Here is a 14,555-nt window from a genome sequence, read left to right on the forward strand (position 1 = left end):
CGTGGTCAGTGGCGTTTCTGCGAGAGCTGGAAGACCTCCGCGGCGAGGCGGGTGACGGCTTCCCTGGTCGGGTGCGCGAGCAGGTCGGTACGGATCGGGCCGCCGGCCGCCAAGTGCCGGTCGTACGGCAGGACTTGGACGCTCGCCCCGGTGGACCGGAGCTTCTGCGCGGCCTCCCCGAGGTCGAGCCCGGCGTGCGGGACGAGTTCGGTGAGCACGACGACCGTGCCGGCGATCACCTGGCGGGGCAGCCCCCGCATCCACTGGAGCACCGCGTACGTACTGGTGATGCCCTCCAGCGTGGCGGGGGAGGCGAGGACGCGGGCCTGGGCGGCGGAGAGCGCGGCGCGCGCGACCTCGGCCGGCAGGGTCTCGCAGTCGACGACCGCGACACCGAAGTAGCGGCGCAGCGCGACCATCGTCCGCTCGTACGTGACGGTGTCCAGCATCGCGCCGATCTGGCCCTGGCTGCCGGGCAACAGCCACGCGTTGTCCGGGAGTTGGACGAGATAGCCGGTGATGTCGAGCAGCGACATCTGCGGCTCCACGATCTGCGCGACGTCGCCGGTGGTCCAGCGCAGCGATGTGGCGCCGAGCCGCAGCGGGAGCGAGCCGAGTGCCGGATCGGCCTCGACCACGAGGACGGGGTCCTGGCGGTAGTGGGCGTACGTCGTGCCGAGCAGCGCGGCGACGGTCGACTTGCCCGCGCCGCCCCGGATGGAGGTGACGGCGATCTGCCGGCCGGTGGTCACGGGCTGCTGGAGTATCTCGGCGGCGCGGGTGGCGTCGGCGACCTCGCGGGCGACGGAGGAGGAGACGGCGCGGCGCGCGGCTCGTACGCCACGGGCGGCGAGGGACTCGCCGTGCCGCGGCTTGCGTACGGCGGCGGCGAGGCCGGGGTCCACGACGGGGCGGGAGTCGGGGGTGGGGCGGGGGCGGGTGGGCCGATCGGGGCGGGGGATCGGGGCGGTCGGTACGACCGGTGCGGCCTGTTGCGGGGGGCTTTCGAGCGCCTGAGCCTGGGCGGCCGGGACCGGTGGCGCCTGCGCTGGCGGCGCCGGTGCTGGTGACGCCGGTGCTGGTGACGCCGGTGCTGGTGACGCCTGCGGCTGCGACGCCTGCCCGTCGGGACTCTGTGCTCCCTGAGCCCCCTGCGTACGCTGCGAGGCACCGCCCCGCAGGTCGCGCAGTACGTCCCCCTGCCAGTTGTCCCTGTCCGCCATGTCCGTACGCCCTCCCTTTCCGCTTCCGCCCCGACGCTTCTGCGGTACCGAACCCGCCGTACCGAACGCCCCGGTACCGAACCCGCCGTACCGAACTCGCTTGCCCCACTCAGAACTTGTCGATCAGCTGTCCGTACACCCCGAACACCCCGATCGCGAGCGGGAACAGCCCCACCACCCCGATGGACTCGACCAGATCGGCCATGCGCCGCAGCCGGACCCGTACATGCTCCGGCGGCTGCACCGCCAGGACGAGGAGCGGCAGCACCGCCGCCGCGCACAGCAGCGCGAGTGGCCCCGCGCCCCCGGCGTGTTCCATCCACAGCATCACGAGACGTACGACGAGGACCGCGGCGGCGGCCAGCAGCGCCACGACCTCCGCGACCAGCGGAAAAGCCCGCGCCCTGGACAGCAGCACCACGGCGACGAGGGACGGCAGCGTCACGGTCCATACGGTCGGTTCGTCCGCCAGGGTGAGCAGCCAGCCCGCGCCGGCCGCCGACACCGCCGTGGCCGTCGTCGCGAGGGCGAGACCCCGGTGGGTGGCCGCGAGCGCGTTGCCCACCTGGTGGCGGCTGACGGAAACGCCGCCCGAGCGGCGGTCGTCGAGCGCCGTGAGCCCCGACGCCATCAACGCGAGGCGCGGCAGCAGGCCGAGCAGCACCACGGAGAAGACGGCCATGACCGCGCCGAGCCGCGCCGGGTTGTCCTGGGCGGCGGCGACGGCCTCCCACACCACGGTGATCGCGGCCGTCGCGGCGGCGCCGATGAGCCCGCCGCGGCCCAACGGCGAGAAGAGGCCGAGGAGTACGAGCGTCAGGGTCAGCGCGCCCGCGACGGCGGCGAGGCGCGCGGTGCCCGGCCAGTCGTACGCGTCGGCGGCGGTCCACGCGGTGAGGACGCCGAGCGCACCGGAGGCGAGCAGGAGCGCGGTCGCGAGCCCCCGGTTGCCCTCCCCGATCCTGGCGGCGAGCGCGCCGGCCACCAGGAGGACCAGCGTGACGGCCACCAGGACCCCGGCCAGGGCGTCGAGCGCGAACTCACCCCGGGCGAGCAGCGCGGCGACCACGGCGAACGCGACGGTCGCCACCCCCGCGCTGGCCCGGCGCGCGGCGGGACGCCAGCGCCACGCCTGGAGGTCGAGGTCGTCGGCCACCTGGTCGGTGACGTCGTGCACGACCGGGGCGGGCGGCGCGGAGTGGGCCCGTACAAGCCGCAGGACCGCGCCGTCGGCTATGCCGGCCGACGCGAGCGTGCTGTCGTGCGGCAGCGCGGAACCGTCGGACGTGATCAACTGCCGGGTCATCGGACGCGATGCGGCCCGGTCGTCCAGCAACTGGAGTATGTCCGGCAGCAGTTGCCCGATGGGGGTGTCGGAGGGCAGGACGATGTCGGCCCGGCGCCGCTCACCGACCAGGGTCACCCGGCTCAGTTGCGCCCGCGAAGTTGCCGCTGTGGTCACCACGTGCCGGAACCTATCATCGGGTTGTCGGGCGCTTTCGGGATATCAGGCACGTGAAAAACCGCCCCGTCGCGAGCAATTGACGGAGAGGTTCACGCCTTTCCGGGCACCACATTCCGCATACACTCCGCGCCCTCCCCCTTCTTCGGCATCTCTACGGTGTGGCCGGATCGGCAGCCGGTCGGTCGTACCGCTGCTCCTGACCCTGTTGTTGCTTCTCCTGCTCGGCCTTCTGCTTCGCCAGGGTGGCCTGGAGGAAGGACCAGCCGACACACCCCGCGCACAGGACGGCCGCGATGGCGATGCCCGCGAAGACCTTCCCGAGCCGCTCGTCCGCCGTGCGGCGCACGCGTTGGGCGCCGAACAGCAGGGCGTCCCGCATCCTGCGCCGGCGTACCGCCACCGACTCCAGAAGCTGGCTGTCGTAGTCCCGTGCCATGCCGCGCCCCCGCCGCCCCTGTCGTTCGCCGTTCGTTCGCCGCTCGTCTGTCGCTAGTGCGTCGCTCGTCCGTCGCTCGTCGTGTCCGTCGAGCAACACCGAGAGTGGCTCCAGAGTTGCTCCGAGGCGCCATTCTGTTCGAGATCCGCCGCTTTGACGAGCCCGTTCCCGCCCGTTCCCGCGAGCCGTTGTCAGACCCCCGTGCCACGATGACGGACATGAGCACTTCGTCCCCCACCCCAGCCGTGCCGGGCACCCCCCGCGCCATGCCCCCTCTGGACGCCGACGAGCGGACCTCGCTGGAGAGCTGGCTCGACTTCTACCGCACGACCCTGGCCCAGAAGTGCGACGGCCTGGACGAGCACCAACTCCGCGAGGCCTCCGCCGCGCCGTCGTCCCTCACGCTGCTGGGGCTGATCCAGCACGCGGCGGAGGTCGAGCGGAACTGGTTCCGGCGCGTGCTGGCCCAGGAGGACGCGCCGCCGATCTATGCCCCCGGCGCCGACATCGACGCGACGGACGGCGGTTTCGACCTCACCGAGGACATCACCTTCGACAAGGCGCTGTCCGCCTGGCATGCGGAGATGGACCACGCGCGGAAGAACTGCGCGGACCGCGCACTGGACGACACCAGCCCTTTCATGGGCGGCCAGGTCACGCTGCGCTGGATCTACACCCACATGATCACGGAATACGCGCGCCACTGCGGCCACGCCGATCTGGTACGTGAGCGTGTCGACGGCCGCACGGGCGTCTGAGACGTCCGGGAGCCCCTGGACCGTGACGGATATTGCCGATCGCAACCACGGACGGACAAGGGGCCGGACGAGGCCAGTACGGGAGGGAAGCCGACACCGACTCCAACCGCAACTCCAACTCCGCCGTCAGTATCCGCGCCGTACGTTGGTGATGGCCGCGTCGTCCAGTTTGTGGGCGCGGCGTTCCGATTCCGCCGTCAGTTCGCTCAACGCGTCGTCGACGGCGGTCAGTACGGCCACCACCCCCTCGTCGGTCACGGCCGGGGAGTCCGTCGTCCGCTTGTCGCGGATGCCGACGGCCGTGGCGAGCGCGGCCAGGACCGGCTCGTCGGCCGTCCAGCGGTCGGCCGCCAGGCGGCGGGCGGGTGAGTCGACCAGGACGAGTTCGCTGGACCGGAACACCCCCCAGCGGCGATGGTGTTGGCGGACGAGCTGCCCATCCGCCTCCAACGCGGCCGTATACATGGCGGACAGGTTCCGGCCCCGGCGCCAGAGCCAGTTGCCCACGGACTCGTACGGCGCCTGCCGTACGAACGACGACAAGGCCTCGCCCGCCAGGGGATCGCTGGACACCCCGTCCGTCCCCGACCCGTCGGACGGGACGATGCGGTCCCCCTCCAGGGTGATCGCCCCCACCGCCAGGAGGTCGATCGCCTCGGCTCCCGCGAGGGCGAGCGACAGGGCGCCCCGCTCCACCGTACGGACGGACGTCATGTCCATCGCGACGATCAGCAGCTCCCGTGCTGTGCTCATGGCCACCTCCACGCGTCACATAGGCACCCATCAGAGCAGGACCACGCCCGTCACGGCCGCCGCCGCGCCGAGCGGGAGCCACCCGACGACGAAGGCCAGGTCCCAGACGTCGGAGCGTCTGGGGGGCGGCGCGGAACCGGGCGGTGACGACCGTTCCCTCGCGTGTGGTGAAGGCGACGACCGCCGCGTAACTGGTCCGGGCGGACTCGCCGTCGTCGTGGTCCCTGGTGAGGACAGCCACGACCCGGCCGGAAACGGCCCCGGCGGCCTCCCGGCACAGTCAGTGCCGAAGTCGGGTGACGGAGGTCACCGATCCCGCCCGCGGTGGCCGGTGCCGCCGTGATGATCGCGCCGGAGAGAGCGGAGAGGGTGAGAGCGAGCGCGGTCAGCGCGCGGCGGTCGGTCGTGGCTGCTCAACGACCCACCGCGACGGCCGTCACCCCCAGGTGCACGCCGGCCCCAGGAACTGCGGGCTCCCGGCTGCTACGGAACTGCCGGTCGTTCTCGACATGCCGGGCAGGGTCGCCGGCTCTGCCGCCCCGCCGAGCCGGAGCCCGCCGAGTGTGCTGCACTCAGCCTGCGGAAACAGGGCTTGGAAGCAGCTTCCCCTCTCGCGTCGGCAAGCGTCCTCGGAGCGCTGACTCAGAGTCGTACTGGCCACTTCTCGCCGGTCAGCGGACCTCAGGCGTTCCTCGGCGGCGCGGCCGGGCCCGTGCCCAGGGGCGTCTTCCCCTGCCCGGTGCGGTGGAGCCAGATGATGTCTCGGGTGAACGACCAGGTCAGCAGGGTCAGCGCGGCGATCACCGCGACGAGTGCGGGGACGTACGGGAGGAGGCCTGACGCCGTCGTGAGGAGGATGACTCCTTGGAGCGCCGCGACCGTCTTGCGGGCCGTGCTCGGGGGGAGGGAGCCGTTCAGCCACGGCAGGAAGCGGGCCGCCGCGACGAAGCCGTACCTCATCACACCGATCAGCAGCACCCACGCGCCCAGCGACGTCGCGACGAAGACGCTCAGCACGAGGATGAGGAACGCGTCGACCTCCATGTCGAAACGTGCCCCGAGCTTGGACGCCGTGCCGGTGCGGCGCGCGACCTGGCCGTCGACCGCGTCGAGGATCAGCGCCACCGTGGCGAGCGCGACCAGGGCCGTGAGGGGCGGCGGGCTCTCGTAGGAGTCGGCGACCAGCGCCGCGACTCCGCCGACGAGGGTCGCCCGTGCGAGGGTGACGCGGTTCGCCGGGCCGAAGGGGCGTGACCAGGACCGGCTCAGGGCGCGGGTGAGTACGGCCCAGGTGGCGATGGCGACCGCCGCCCCCGTCAGCCATCCGGCGGGGCCCAGCCCGATCGCCTCGCTGAGCAGCAGCAAAAGGAGCGCCTGCGCGGCGAGTCCGGCGGCCGTCTCGCGCCGTACCAGCTTGGCCTGGTGGGACAGCGACACGTGCGGAGCGTGCGACAGGCGCGACAGACGGGGAGTGCGCGGCGCGGTGGGCGCGTGCACCACGCGCGGGGTACGCGGCGTGCGTGCCGCGCGAGGTATGCCCGGCGCACGACGCGCACGACGCGCACGCGGCGCGCGGGGGGCTCGCGGAGCGTGCGGAGCCCGGGACGTCACGGCCGTACCCGCCGTACCCCCCGCCCCCGCCGTACCCAAGGCCCTCGGTATCCCGAGCGTCCTGGCCGCCTCGGGGAGCCCCACCACCCTGGGCATCCCAGCGGCCCCCGGCAACCCGGCGGCCCTGGCGACCGCACCGGCCCCCGGCAACCCGGCGGCCCCGGCGACTCCGCCGGCCGCCGCGAGCCCCGCGACCCCTGAGGGGTCAGCAATCCCCGGAAGCCCAGGTAGCGCAGACAGACCAGGTAGCGCAGACAGACCGGGCAGACCAGGCGGACCAGCGACCCCAGGGAGCCCAGCGCGCTGGAGCGGTATGTGCGTGTTGTACATGTCCACCGTTCACCCCGGCTGTGTGGCCGACTCGATGCGTGCCGCGTACGGTGATCGCGGCCTCGTAACCAGCACTACGCAAACCGCTCCCCGAGCGTTCAGGTCCAGGAGGACACCACATGGAGCGCGACGCCCGCGCATTCTGGCTCCGCGCCCCCGGACACGGTGAGATCAGGGATGTCGTCCTGCCGGAACCGGGCGACGACGACGTCGTGGTGCGCACGCTCTGCTCCGGCGTGAGCAGGGGTACGGAGTCCACGGTCTTCCGCGGGGGCGTGCCGGAGAGTCAGCACGCCGCGATGCGCGCGCCGTTCCAGGACGGCGACTTCCCGGGACCCGTCAAGTACGGCTACCTCAACGTCGGCCTCGTCGAGGAGGGCCCCGCGCGCCTGGTCGGCCGTACGGTCTTCTGCCTCTACCCGCACCAGACCCGCTACGTCGTCCCGGCGAGCGCGGTCACCCCCGTCCCGGACGACGTCCCCGCCGCGCGGGCGATCCTGGCCGGGACGGTGGAGACCGCGGTGAACGCCGTCTGGGACGCCGCGCCCCTGCTCGGTGACCGGATCGCGGTGGTCGGGGCGGGCATGGTCGGCGCGTCCGTCGCCGCCGTCCTTGCCCGATACCCGGCCGTACGCGTCCAGTTGGTCGACGCCGACCCAAGCCGCGCCGCCGTCGCCCACGCGCTGGGCGTGGACTTCGCGCTCCCCGCGGACGCGCTGGGCGACCGCGACCTGGTCGTCCACGCCAGCGCCACCGAGGCGGGGCTCGCGCGCTCGCTGGAACTCCTCGCTCCGGAGGGCACGGTGCTGGAGCTGAGCTGGTACGGCGACCGGCGGATCAGCGTGCCGCTGGGCGAGGCGTTCCACTCCGGCCGGCTCGTCCTGCGCAGCAGCCAGGTGGGCATGGTCTCGGCGGCCCGGCGCTCGCGGCGGACCTTCGCCGACCGGCTGGGGCTCGCGCTCGACCTGCTCGCCGACCCGGCCTTCGACGCGCTGGTCACCGGCGAATGCGCCTTCGAGGAGCTGCCGCGCGTACTCGCCGGAATCGCCGGGGGCGAGGTGCCAGGACTGTGCCACCGCGTCCTGTACGGTCCCGTGGCGGAGCCCGCCGGGAGCTGAAACGCGTGCGGGTTGAACACGCGGCGGGCGTTCACCGTACTAATCGCCGTACCAGCAGACGAACAGCCCTGGCAGAAACCCTGACAGGAGTACGTAGGACCTGGAGGGTCATCCGTTGTTCAGCGTCACCGTCCGCGAGCACCTCATGATCGCCCACAGCTTCCACGGGGAGGTCTTCGGGCCCGCGCAGCGCCTGCACGGAGCGACGTTCCTCGTGGACGCCACCTTCCGGCGCGCCGAGCTGGACGCGGACAACATCGTCGTGGACATCGGCCTGGCGACCAAGGAACTGGGCGCCGTGGTGGGCGAGTTCACCTACCGGAACCTGGACGACCTGCCCGAGTTCGCCGGCGTCAACACATCGACGGAGTTCCTGGCGAAGGTCATCGCCGACCGCCTCGCCGACCGGGTGCACGCCGGGCTCCTGGGCGAGGGCGCGCGCGGTCTGACGGCCGTCTCCGTCACCCTGCACGAGTCCCACATCGCCTGGGCGAGCTACGAGCGGGCGCTGTGAACCCCGCCGGCGCCACCGTGGCGCCCGCACGCTCCGTGCGGGTGGTGATGCCCGGTGGCGTCGACGATCCGGCGGCGCCGAGCGGCGGGAACCGGTACGACCGCCGGGTGTGCGGCGAACTGCCCCGCGCCGGCTGGCCGGTCCACGAACACGCCGTCCCCGGCACCTGGCCCGACCCGGGCCCCGAGGCACGCGCCGAACTGGCCCGGATCCTGGCGGAGTCGGCGGACGGCAGCGTGGTCCTCCTGGACGGCCTGGTCGCCTGCGCCGCCCCGGACGTCGTCGTCCCGGAGGCCGCCCGCCTGCGCCTGGCGGTGCTGGTGCACCTCCCCCTGGCGGACGAGACGGGCCTCACCCCCGAACGCGCGGCGGAACTGGACGCCGCCGAGCGCCGGACACTGCACGCGGTATCGGCGGTGATCGCGACCAGCACCTGGGCGGCAACCCGCCTGATCACCCACCACGACCTGCCCCCGTCCCGCGTCCACGTGGCCCCACCCGGCGCGGACAGGGCACCACTGTCCCGGGGCTCGGACCGGAGCGGGGCGGCGGGTACGACCCCGACCCCGGGTGCGGCCCCGAACCCGGCACTGGGTACGGACGCCGGTGCGGCCCTGAGTCCGGCCCGAAGGACGGACAGGGGTACGACCCCGGGTACGGGGACGGACCGAGGCACGGACCCGGGCACGGCTCTGGGTGCGGAGGCCGGTGCGGCCGGAGACGCTGCCCCGGACCCGATCTCCGGGCTGGGCACCGACCGGAACAGGGACCCCGGCACGGACGCCAGCACGGTCCCGGGCCCGAACCTCGGCCGGGATACGAACCCCACCACCGACCTGGGCGCGGACGCGGGTACACACCCCGACCTGGGCACAGACCGGAGGACGGGCTCAGGCAGGGCCTCAACCCCGACCACAGGTACGAATACGGTTCCGGGCACGGACCGCGGCACGACCCCCGGCCTGGACACGGATCGGAACACGGCTCCAGGCACGGACGCCGGTGCGGCCCTGAGTCCGGTGCCGGACGCGGGTACGGACCCCGGTCCGGGTACGGATCGGAGCCCGGCTACCGGCCCAGGGCCCGACCGAAGCACGGACCCCGGCTCGGGCACCGACCGGCGCGCGAATCCCGGTGCGCCCCCGGTGACCACCCCCGGCTCGGGCCGGGCCGCCCCGTCGGACGCCACGGCCGCCACGGCCGCCACGGCTTCGAACGCCCCGTCAGGCCCGGCCCCACATGCCGACCCCTCCGCCCGGGTCGCGGACACCGCACCCGCCGCCACCTCTGACGCCCCGTCCGCATCCGCATCCGCCACGGCCACGGTCACGGCCACGAATGCCGACCCGTCCGCCCCCGCCCCCCTCCTCCTCTGCGTCGCCACCGTCAGCCCCCGCAAAGGCCAACTCCGCCTGGTCGACGCCCTCATCGAGGTCGCCGCGTTCGACTGGCGGTGTGTCCTGGTCGGGGGGCTCGGGCAGGATCCCGGTTACGTCGCCCAGGTCCGCGAGCGGATCGACGCGGCGGGGCTCGGGGCGCGGATCCGGCTCGCCGGTCCCCGCGTCGGGCCGGCCCTCGCCGCGACCTACGCGGCGGCCGACCTCCTCGTCCTCGCCTCCCACGCGGAGACGTACGGCATGGCCGTGACCGAGGCGCTCGCCCGTGGTATCCCCGTCCTCGCGACCGCCGTCGGCGGCGTCCCCGAGGCCCTGGGGCGCGCGCCCGACGGCACCCTGCCGGGCGTCCTCGTACCACCCGACGACCCCGCCGCCCTCACCGCAGCGCTCCGCGCCTGGCTCGCCGAGCCCGGTGAGCGGCGCCGGTCGAAGGACGCCGCGTACCAGCGGCGTACCACCCTGGCCGGTTGGGACACCACCGCACGGAGTCTGGCCGAGGTGCTGGAACGACTCCCCCACGAACCTCGGAGGACCGCGTGAACACCACCGACACGAGCGAAGAGCCGCGCTACACCCCCGAGTGGCTGGAGCTACGGGAAGGCGCCGACGCCGCCGCCCGCGCCACGGAGTCCCTGGAACCCCTCCTCCGCCACCTTCGTCACCTCGCCAAGCACCCCGACAAGCCCCACGCCCAGCGCCCCGCCCAGAACACCCCCCTGATCATCCGCGACCTCGGCTGCGGCACCGGCTCCATGGGCCGCTGGCTCGCCCCCCGCCTCGACGGCCCCCAGCACTGGATCCTCCACGACAAGGACCCCGCCCTCCTCGACCTCGCCGTCGCCCACATGCCCACCCAGTCCGCCGACGGCAGCCCCGTCACCGTCGCGACCGAACAGGGCGACATCGCCGGACTCACCGCCGCCGACCTCGCGGGCACCTCGCTGGTCACCGCCTCCGCCCTGCTCGACCTCCTCACCCGTGACGAAGTGGACGCCCTCGCCACCGCCTGCACCCAGGCCGGCTGCGCCGCGCTGTTCGCGCTGTCCGTCGCCGGGCTCGTCGAGATCGCCCCGCCCGACCCCCTCGACGCCACGATCGCCGCGTCGTTCGACGCCCACCAGCGCCGTACCGAACACGGCCGCCGGCTGCTCGGCCCCGACGCGGTCACCGTCACGGAGGAGGCCTTCGCCCGCCACGACGCGACGGTGTTCACGTACACCGCGCCCTGGCGGCTCGCCGCCGCCGAGTCCGTACTGACCGCGCAATGGCTGCGCGGCTGGGTCGGCGCCGCCCGCGAACAGCGCCCGGACCTCGCGCCCCGCGCCCACGCGTACCTGCGCCGCCGCCTCGCCGAGTGCGCGGCCCGCGAACTGCGCGTGGTGGTGCACCACCACGACCTCCTCGCGCTTCCCCGGTCCACCGGGGAGACCTCGTGACACGCCCCGTGACACAACCCGCGATACGGCCCGTGACACCGACGGCGACTCAGCCCGCGACTCAGCCCGCCATGTCCCGCACGCCCCGCACGTCCCGCCTGTCCCGCGCCGTACGCACCCACCTCGGCACCCTCGCCGGCGCCTGCCTCCTCACCGTGCTGCTGTGGCGGCTCGGCAACGGCGCGTTCCTCGACGGACTGCGCGGCATCGACGCCCCCATCCTGCTCGCCGCCCTCGGACTCGGCCTGCTCACCACCGTGTTGAGCGCCTGGCGCTGGCGTCTGGTGTCCCGCGCGCTGGACGTCGAGCTGCCGCTGGGCGGCGCCGTCGCCTCGTACTACCGCGCCCTGTTCCTGAACGCCGCCCTGCCCGGCGGCGTCCTCGGCGACGTGCACCGCGCGGTACGGCACGGACAGGACGTCGGCGACGTCGGGCGCGGCGTCCGCGCGGTGGTGCTCGAACGGACCGCGGGCCAGGCGGTGCTGGCCACCGTCGCGGTGGCGGTCCTGGCGGTACGGCCCACCCCGGCGCTCGCGGAGGCCGGCCGCGCCCTCCACCACGCCGTCACGACGTCGGCGGCGGGGGTGACCATCGCGGCGGCGGCTGTCTGCGGCCTGGCGGCGGTGGTATTCGTACAGCTCGTACGGCTCCGCAAGGGCCGGGCCACCCCCCGCTGGCGCCGCACCCTCCGCGCCGAAATGACCGAAGCACGCCGCGCGTTGCTCTCCCGCGCGACCTGGCCCGGCGTCCTGCTGTCGTCCGTCGCCGTACTGGCGGGGCACCTCGCGATGTTCGTCCTGGCCGCGCGGGTCGCGGGAGCCACCGCGCCGGCGTCCGAGCTGCTGCCCCTGATGCTGCTCGCGCTGCTCGCCATGGGACTGCCGCTGAACATCGCCGGCTGGGGCCCCCGCGAGGGTGTCACCGCGTGGGCGTTCGGCGCGGCGGGCCTGGGCGCGTCACTGGGTCTGACCGTCGCGGTCGTGTACGGAGTCCTCGCCTTCGCCGCGAGCCTGCCGGGGATCGTGGTCCTCGCCGTCCAGTGGGCGGCCCGGCGCCGACGGGGTGAGGCCGCGCTCGACAACGGACCCGGCGAGATCCACCTCCAGGACCGACGCCCCGAGGTCCAGCTCGAAGAGCGTGTCCTCGCCGACGGCGGAGCGCCGGACCGGAGGCCGCAGAGCGTCCCGCATCACATCCGGGCCGTCGAAGCGGATGCCCGGGACGCCGTCGCCGAGCAGGACCGGTGCGACGGTGACGTACAACCGGTGCAGCGCCCGTTCGTGCAGGAAGCGCGACACGGTGACACCCCCGCCCTCGACCAGCACCCGGCCCAGGCCGCGCCGGGCGAGCGTCCGCACCAGGGCGCGGGGCGCGAACGCCTCGCGGTCCGGCAGGGTCAGCACCTCGACCCCGTCCCCCACCCGGCGGGGAACGGCCTGCCCGTCCTCGCGGCGCGGGCCCACCACCCACAGGGCCGGGGCTGATCCGTCGGTGAACACACGGCAGTCCAGTGGTACGCGGCCCCGCGGATCGATCACCACTCGCACCGGGTTGGTCCCGGGGCAGGTACGGACGGTGAGTTGGGGATCGTCGGACACGGCGGTGCCGGCCCCGACGACCACCGCGTCCGCGAGCGCCCGGAGGCGGTGCAGATGATCGCGGTCCTCCTCGCCGGTGACATAGTCCGCGTCGCCGGTCCGGGTGGCGATGAAGCCGTCCAGGCTCTGGCCCAGCTGCGCGAAGGTGACGTACGGCCCGGCGAGGCAGAGCGGCAGATAGCGGTCGACGAGCAGCCGCGCGTCGGGTGGACCCCACTCCCCCGTACGGAGCAGCCCGGCGGCCACGGCATCCGCCTCGGACCGGATGCCGAGCAGCCGCTCCCACACCTCGGCCGCGCCGAGCGCGTCGGACGCGCCCGTCACGGCGTCACCCGTACGGCCGCGGCGGGCACACTCTCCACCGTCATCAGCGCAAGATATTCAGCGAAGGAATCAACAAGTCCGGCGAGCAATTCCTTTCCCTTCTCGGCGGAGGCCAAGGACGGCCGGCCGACCACCCCGGACTCCGTATAGGGACGCATACCCAGAGTGAGCAAATGCTTCCGTTCATCGGCGGCGAAATCGGCGGTTTCATAACCGGAACGGACCAGTTCCGGACGGGCGTGCAGCAGGATCGACGTCTCCACTTCACCCGCGTGCATATCGCTGTACGACGAGGTCCGCACCCCCGCCCTCTCCCGCGCCGCGTCCCAGTCGGACGAGCCGGGAAATAGCGCCATGCGGGTACCGCTGCCGGCCGACTCCTGAACCACGTTCCGCAGCACGTAGTTTCCCCCGTGCCCGTTCACCAGAATGAGCGCGTGGATACCGGAACGGCGTAGCGAGGCCGCGATGTCCGAGACCACGGCGTAGAGGGTCGCGGCGGAAATGCTGACCGTCCCCGGCCAGTCCGCGTGCTCGTGCGAGCAGGAGATCGTCAGCGGAGGCAGGCGCAGGACCGGATGGGCGGCGGCGATCTCGGCGGCAACGGCGCAGGCCACGACGGTGTCCGTCACCAGCGGGAGGTACGCGCCGTGTTGCTCGAAGCTGCCGATCGGCAGGACGGCGACCTGGGGCCGCCGCTGCCCCACGTCCTCGGTGGTGTCCGCCGGCAACAGGCCGGAGGCCGGTGGTGGTACGGCAGGACCGCTCATCTCTGGGCCTTTCGTTTCCTGTCGTTTCATACGTTCGAGGAGGCCCAGGTTACGTCGTTTTCTCGTTCTCCTTCCGCGATCCGGCCGATAAGATATGGCCATGAGGGAAATTGATGGTACGTCCGACGGCAGTGGCCCCCCGGTCGCGGAACGGGTGGTGGATCTCCGCCTGGCCACCGCGTACGGCGATTTCCTCGCTGTCGGCTACCGGGACGGCAATGGCACGGACGAACAAATGGCCCTGGTGTACGGCGATGTCACGGGAGAAGGGGCCCTTGTCCGGCTGCATTCGGAGTGTCTGACCGGAGATTCCTTCGGCTCCAGGCATTGCGACTGCGGCGGCCAGCTGTCGGCGGCGCTGAGCACCATCGTGCGGGAGGGGCGGGGGATTCTTGTCTATCTCCGGGGCCACGAGGGCCGGGGAATCGGCCTGCTGGCCAAGCTCCAGGCGATGAAGCTGCAAGCGGAGGGCCTGGACACGGTCGAGGCGAACCTGGCCCTCGGCCTCCCGGCGGACGCCCGCGACTACCAGGTGGCGGCGGAGATCCTGCACGACCTGGGCGTCCGGTCGGTACGGCTGATGTCGAACAACCCGCTCAAGCGGGAGGCGCTCCAGCGACACGGCGTGAAGGTGACGGAGGAGGTGCCCCTGCTGATCACCCCTCAGGAGGAGAACATCTTCTACCTGCGGACGAAGCGGGAGCGGCTGGGCCACCACCTGCCGCACTTGGAGGGCGGGGTCGGGGGTACGGGGACCGGCGACACCACCGCAGAGCCCGCCGGGGGTACGGAACCGGGCGGCGAGGGGAGCACACCGTAACG

At 73.3% G+C, this 14,555-nt stretch carries 12 protein-coding genes and 3 pseudogenes; 8 read left to right on the plus strand and 7 right to left on the minus strand.

Features of this window, described 5'->3' with window-relative positions; genetic code table 11:
- Positions 1 to 5: 5 nt before the first annotated feature.
- From OG349_RS17235 to OG349_RS17245, 3 genes are all read right to left on the minus strand, one after another.
- Complete coding sequence (locus OG349_RS17235; RefSeq protein WP_327235456.1) at positions 6 to 1,223, minus strand: MinD/ParA family protein; 1,218 nt, start codon at positions 1,221 to 1,223, stop codon at positions 6 to 8.
- Between the two features lie 109 nt (positions 1,224 to 1,332).
- Positions 1,333 to 2,688 carry a type VII secretion integral membrane protein EccD gene (gene eccD, locus OG349_RS17240; protein WP_327235457.1) on the minus strand — a complete coding sequence of 452 codons (1,356 nt, stop codon included), beginning with the start codon at positions 2,686 to 2,688 and terminating at the stop codon, positions 1,333 to 1,335.
- Between the two features lie 151 nt (positions 2,689 to 2,839).
- A complete protein-coding gene (locus OG349_RS17245) occupies positions 2,840 to 3,124 on the minus strand; it encodes a hypothetical protein (RefSeq protein ID WP_327235458.1) in 285 nt (94 codons plus the stop codon).
- 218 nt (positions 3,125 to 3,342) lie between these two features.
- Here OG349_RS17245 and OG349_RS17250 point away from each other — a divergent pair, with 218 nt between their 5' ends.
- Positions 3,343 to 3,882 (plus strand): DinB family protein, encoded by a 540-nt coding sequence (locus OG349_RS17250; protein WP_327235459.1) that lies wholly within the window; start codon positions 3,343 to 3,345, stop codon positions 3,880 to 3,882.
- Positions 3,883 to 4,008: 126 nt separating this feature from the next.
- Here OG349_RS17250 and OG349_RS17255 read toward each other — a convergent pair whose 3' ends face one another.
- Complete coding sequence (locus tag OG349_RS17255; protein WP_327235460.1) at positions 4,009 to 4,635, minus strand: GOLPH3/VPS74 family protein; 627 nt, start codon at positions 4,633 to 4,635, stop codon at positions 4,009 to 4,011.
- A gap of 681 nt (positions 4,636 to 5,316) precedes the next feature.
- A complete protein-coding gene (locus OG349_RS17260) occupies positions 5,317 to 6,072 on the minus strand; it encodes a CDP-alcohol phosphatidyltransferase family protein (RefSeq protein ID WP_327235461.1) in 756 nt (251 codons plus the stop codon).
- 623 nt (positions 6,073 to 6,695) lie between these two features.
- On the opposite strand from OG349_RS17260, the gene OG349_RS17265 reads away from it, so the two are divergent.
- The 6 genes and pseudogenes from OG349_RS17265 to OG349_RS17290 all read left to right on the plus strand — a co-directional run.
- Entirely contained in the window at positions 6,696 to 7,694 is a 999-nt protein-coding gene (locus OG349_RS17265) for a zinc-dependent alcohol dehydrogenase (RefSeq protein ID WP_327235462.1), read from the plus strand.
- Positions 7,695 to 7,809: 115 nt separating this feature from the next.
- The gene (locus tag OG349_RS17270) at positions 7,810 to 8,208 is read left to right on the plus strand and encodes a 6-pyruvoyl trahydropterin synthase family protein (RefSeq protein WP_327235463.1); all 399 of its coding nucleotides are present in this window, start codon (positions 7,810 to 7,812) and stop codon (positions 8,206 to 8,208) included.
- 47 nt (positions 8,209 to 8,255) lie between these two features.
- Positions 8,256 to 8,780 (plus strand): annotated as a pseudogene (locus tag OG349_RS17275) (glycosyltransferase); the annotation flags it as partial.
- Between the two features lie 795 nt (positions 8,781 to 9,575).
- Positions 9,576 to 10,145, plus strand: a pseudogene (locus OG349_RS17280) (glycosyltransferase family 4 protein); the annotation flags it as partial.
- On the plus strand, positions 10,142 to 11,041 hold the full coding sequence (locus tag OG349_RS17285) for a class I SAM-dependent methyltransferase (RefSeq protein WP_327235464.1): 900 nt from the start codon (positions 10,142 to 10,144) through the stop codon (positions 11,039 to 11,041). The pseudogene OG349_RS17280 and the gene OG349_RS17285, both read left to right, overlap by 4 nt.
- Before the next feature lie 71 nt (positions 11,042 to 11,112).
- A pseudogene (locus tag OG349_RS17290) lies at positions 11,113 to 11,994 on the plus strand (lysylphosphatidylglycerol synthase transmembrane domain-containing protein); the annotation flags it as partial.
- Positions 11,995 to 11,997: 3 nt separating this feature from the next.
- On the opposite strand, the gene OG349_RS17295 reads toward OG349_RS17290, so the two are convergent.
- Both OG349_RS17295 and OG349_RS17300 read right to left on the minus strand, forming a co-directional pair.
- Entirely contained in the window at positions 11,998 to 12,963 is a 966-nt protein-coding gene (locus tag OG349_RS17295) for a RibD family protein (protein WP_327235465.1), read from the minus strand.
- The gene (locus tag OG349_RS17300) at positions 12,960 to 13,733 is read right to left on the minus strand and encodes a creatininase family protein (protein ID WP_327238603.1); all 774 of its coding nucleotides are present in this window, start codon (positions 13,731 to 13,733) and stop codon (positions 12,960 to 12,962) included. The genes OG349_RS17295 and OG349_RS17300 overlap by 4 nt, the downstream gene beginning before the upstream one ends.
- Before the next feature lie 100 nt (positions 13,734 to 13,833).
- Between OG349_RS17300 and ribA the strand changes: the two genes are divergently transcribed.
- Complete coding sequence (gene ribA / locus OG349_RS17305) at positions 13,834 to 14,553, plus strand: GTP cyclohydrolase II (protein WP_327235466.1); 720 nt, start codon at positions 13,834 to 13,836, stop codon at positions 14,551 to 14,553.
- The last annotated feature ends 2 nt before the right edge of the window (positions 14,554 to 14,555 follow it).

The sequence above is a fragment of the Streptomyces sp. NBC_01317 genome (assembly GCF_035961655.1).
In the GTDB taxonomy this organism is placed as follows: domain Bacteria; phylum Actinomycetota; class Actinomycetes; order Streptomycetales; family Streptomycetaceae; genus Streptomyces.

Bases quoted from the DNA above. Each gene is read 5' to 3' on its own strand.
- OG349_RS17235 (WP_327235456.1), bottom strand. From the start codon at position 1,223: ATGGCGGACAGGGACAACTGGCAGGGGGACGTACTGCGCGACCTGCGG.
- OG349_RS17245 (WP_327235458.1), bottom strand. From the start codon at position 3,124: ATGGCACGGGACTACGACAGCCAGCTTCTGGAGTCGGTGGCGGTACGC.
- OG349_RS17250 (WP_327235459.1), top strand. From the start codon at position 3,343: ATGAGCACTTCGTCCCCCACCCCAGCCGTGCCGGGCACCCCCCGCGCC.
- OG349_RS17255 (WP_327235460.1), bottom strand. From the start codon at position 4,635: ATGAGCACAGCACGGGAGCTGCTGATCGTCGCGATGGACATGACGTCC.
- OG349_RS17265 (WP_327235462.1), top strand. From the start codon at position 6,696: ATGGAGCGCGACGCCCGCGCATTCTGGCTCCGCGCCCCCGGACACGGT.
- OG349_RS17300 (WP_327238603.1), bottom strand. From the start codon at position 13,733: ATGAGCGGTCCTGCCGTACCACCACCGGCCTCCGGCCTGTTGCCGGCG.
- ribA (WP_327235466.1), top strand. From the start codon at position 13,834: ATGAGGGAAATTGATGGTACGTCCGACGGCAGTGGCCCCCCGGTCGCG.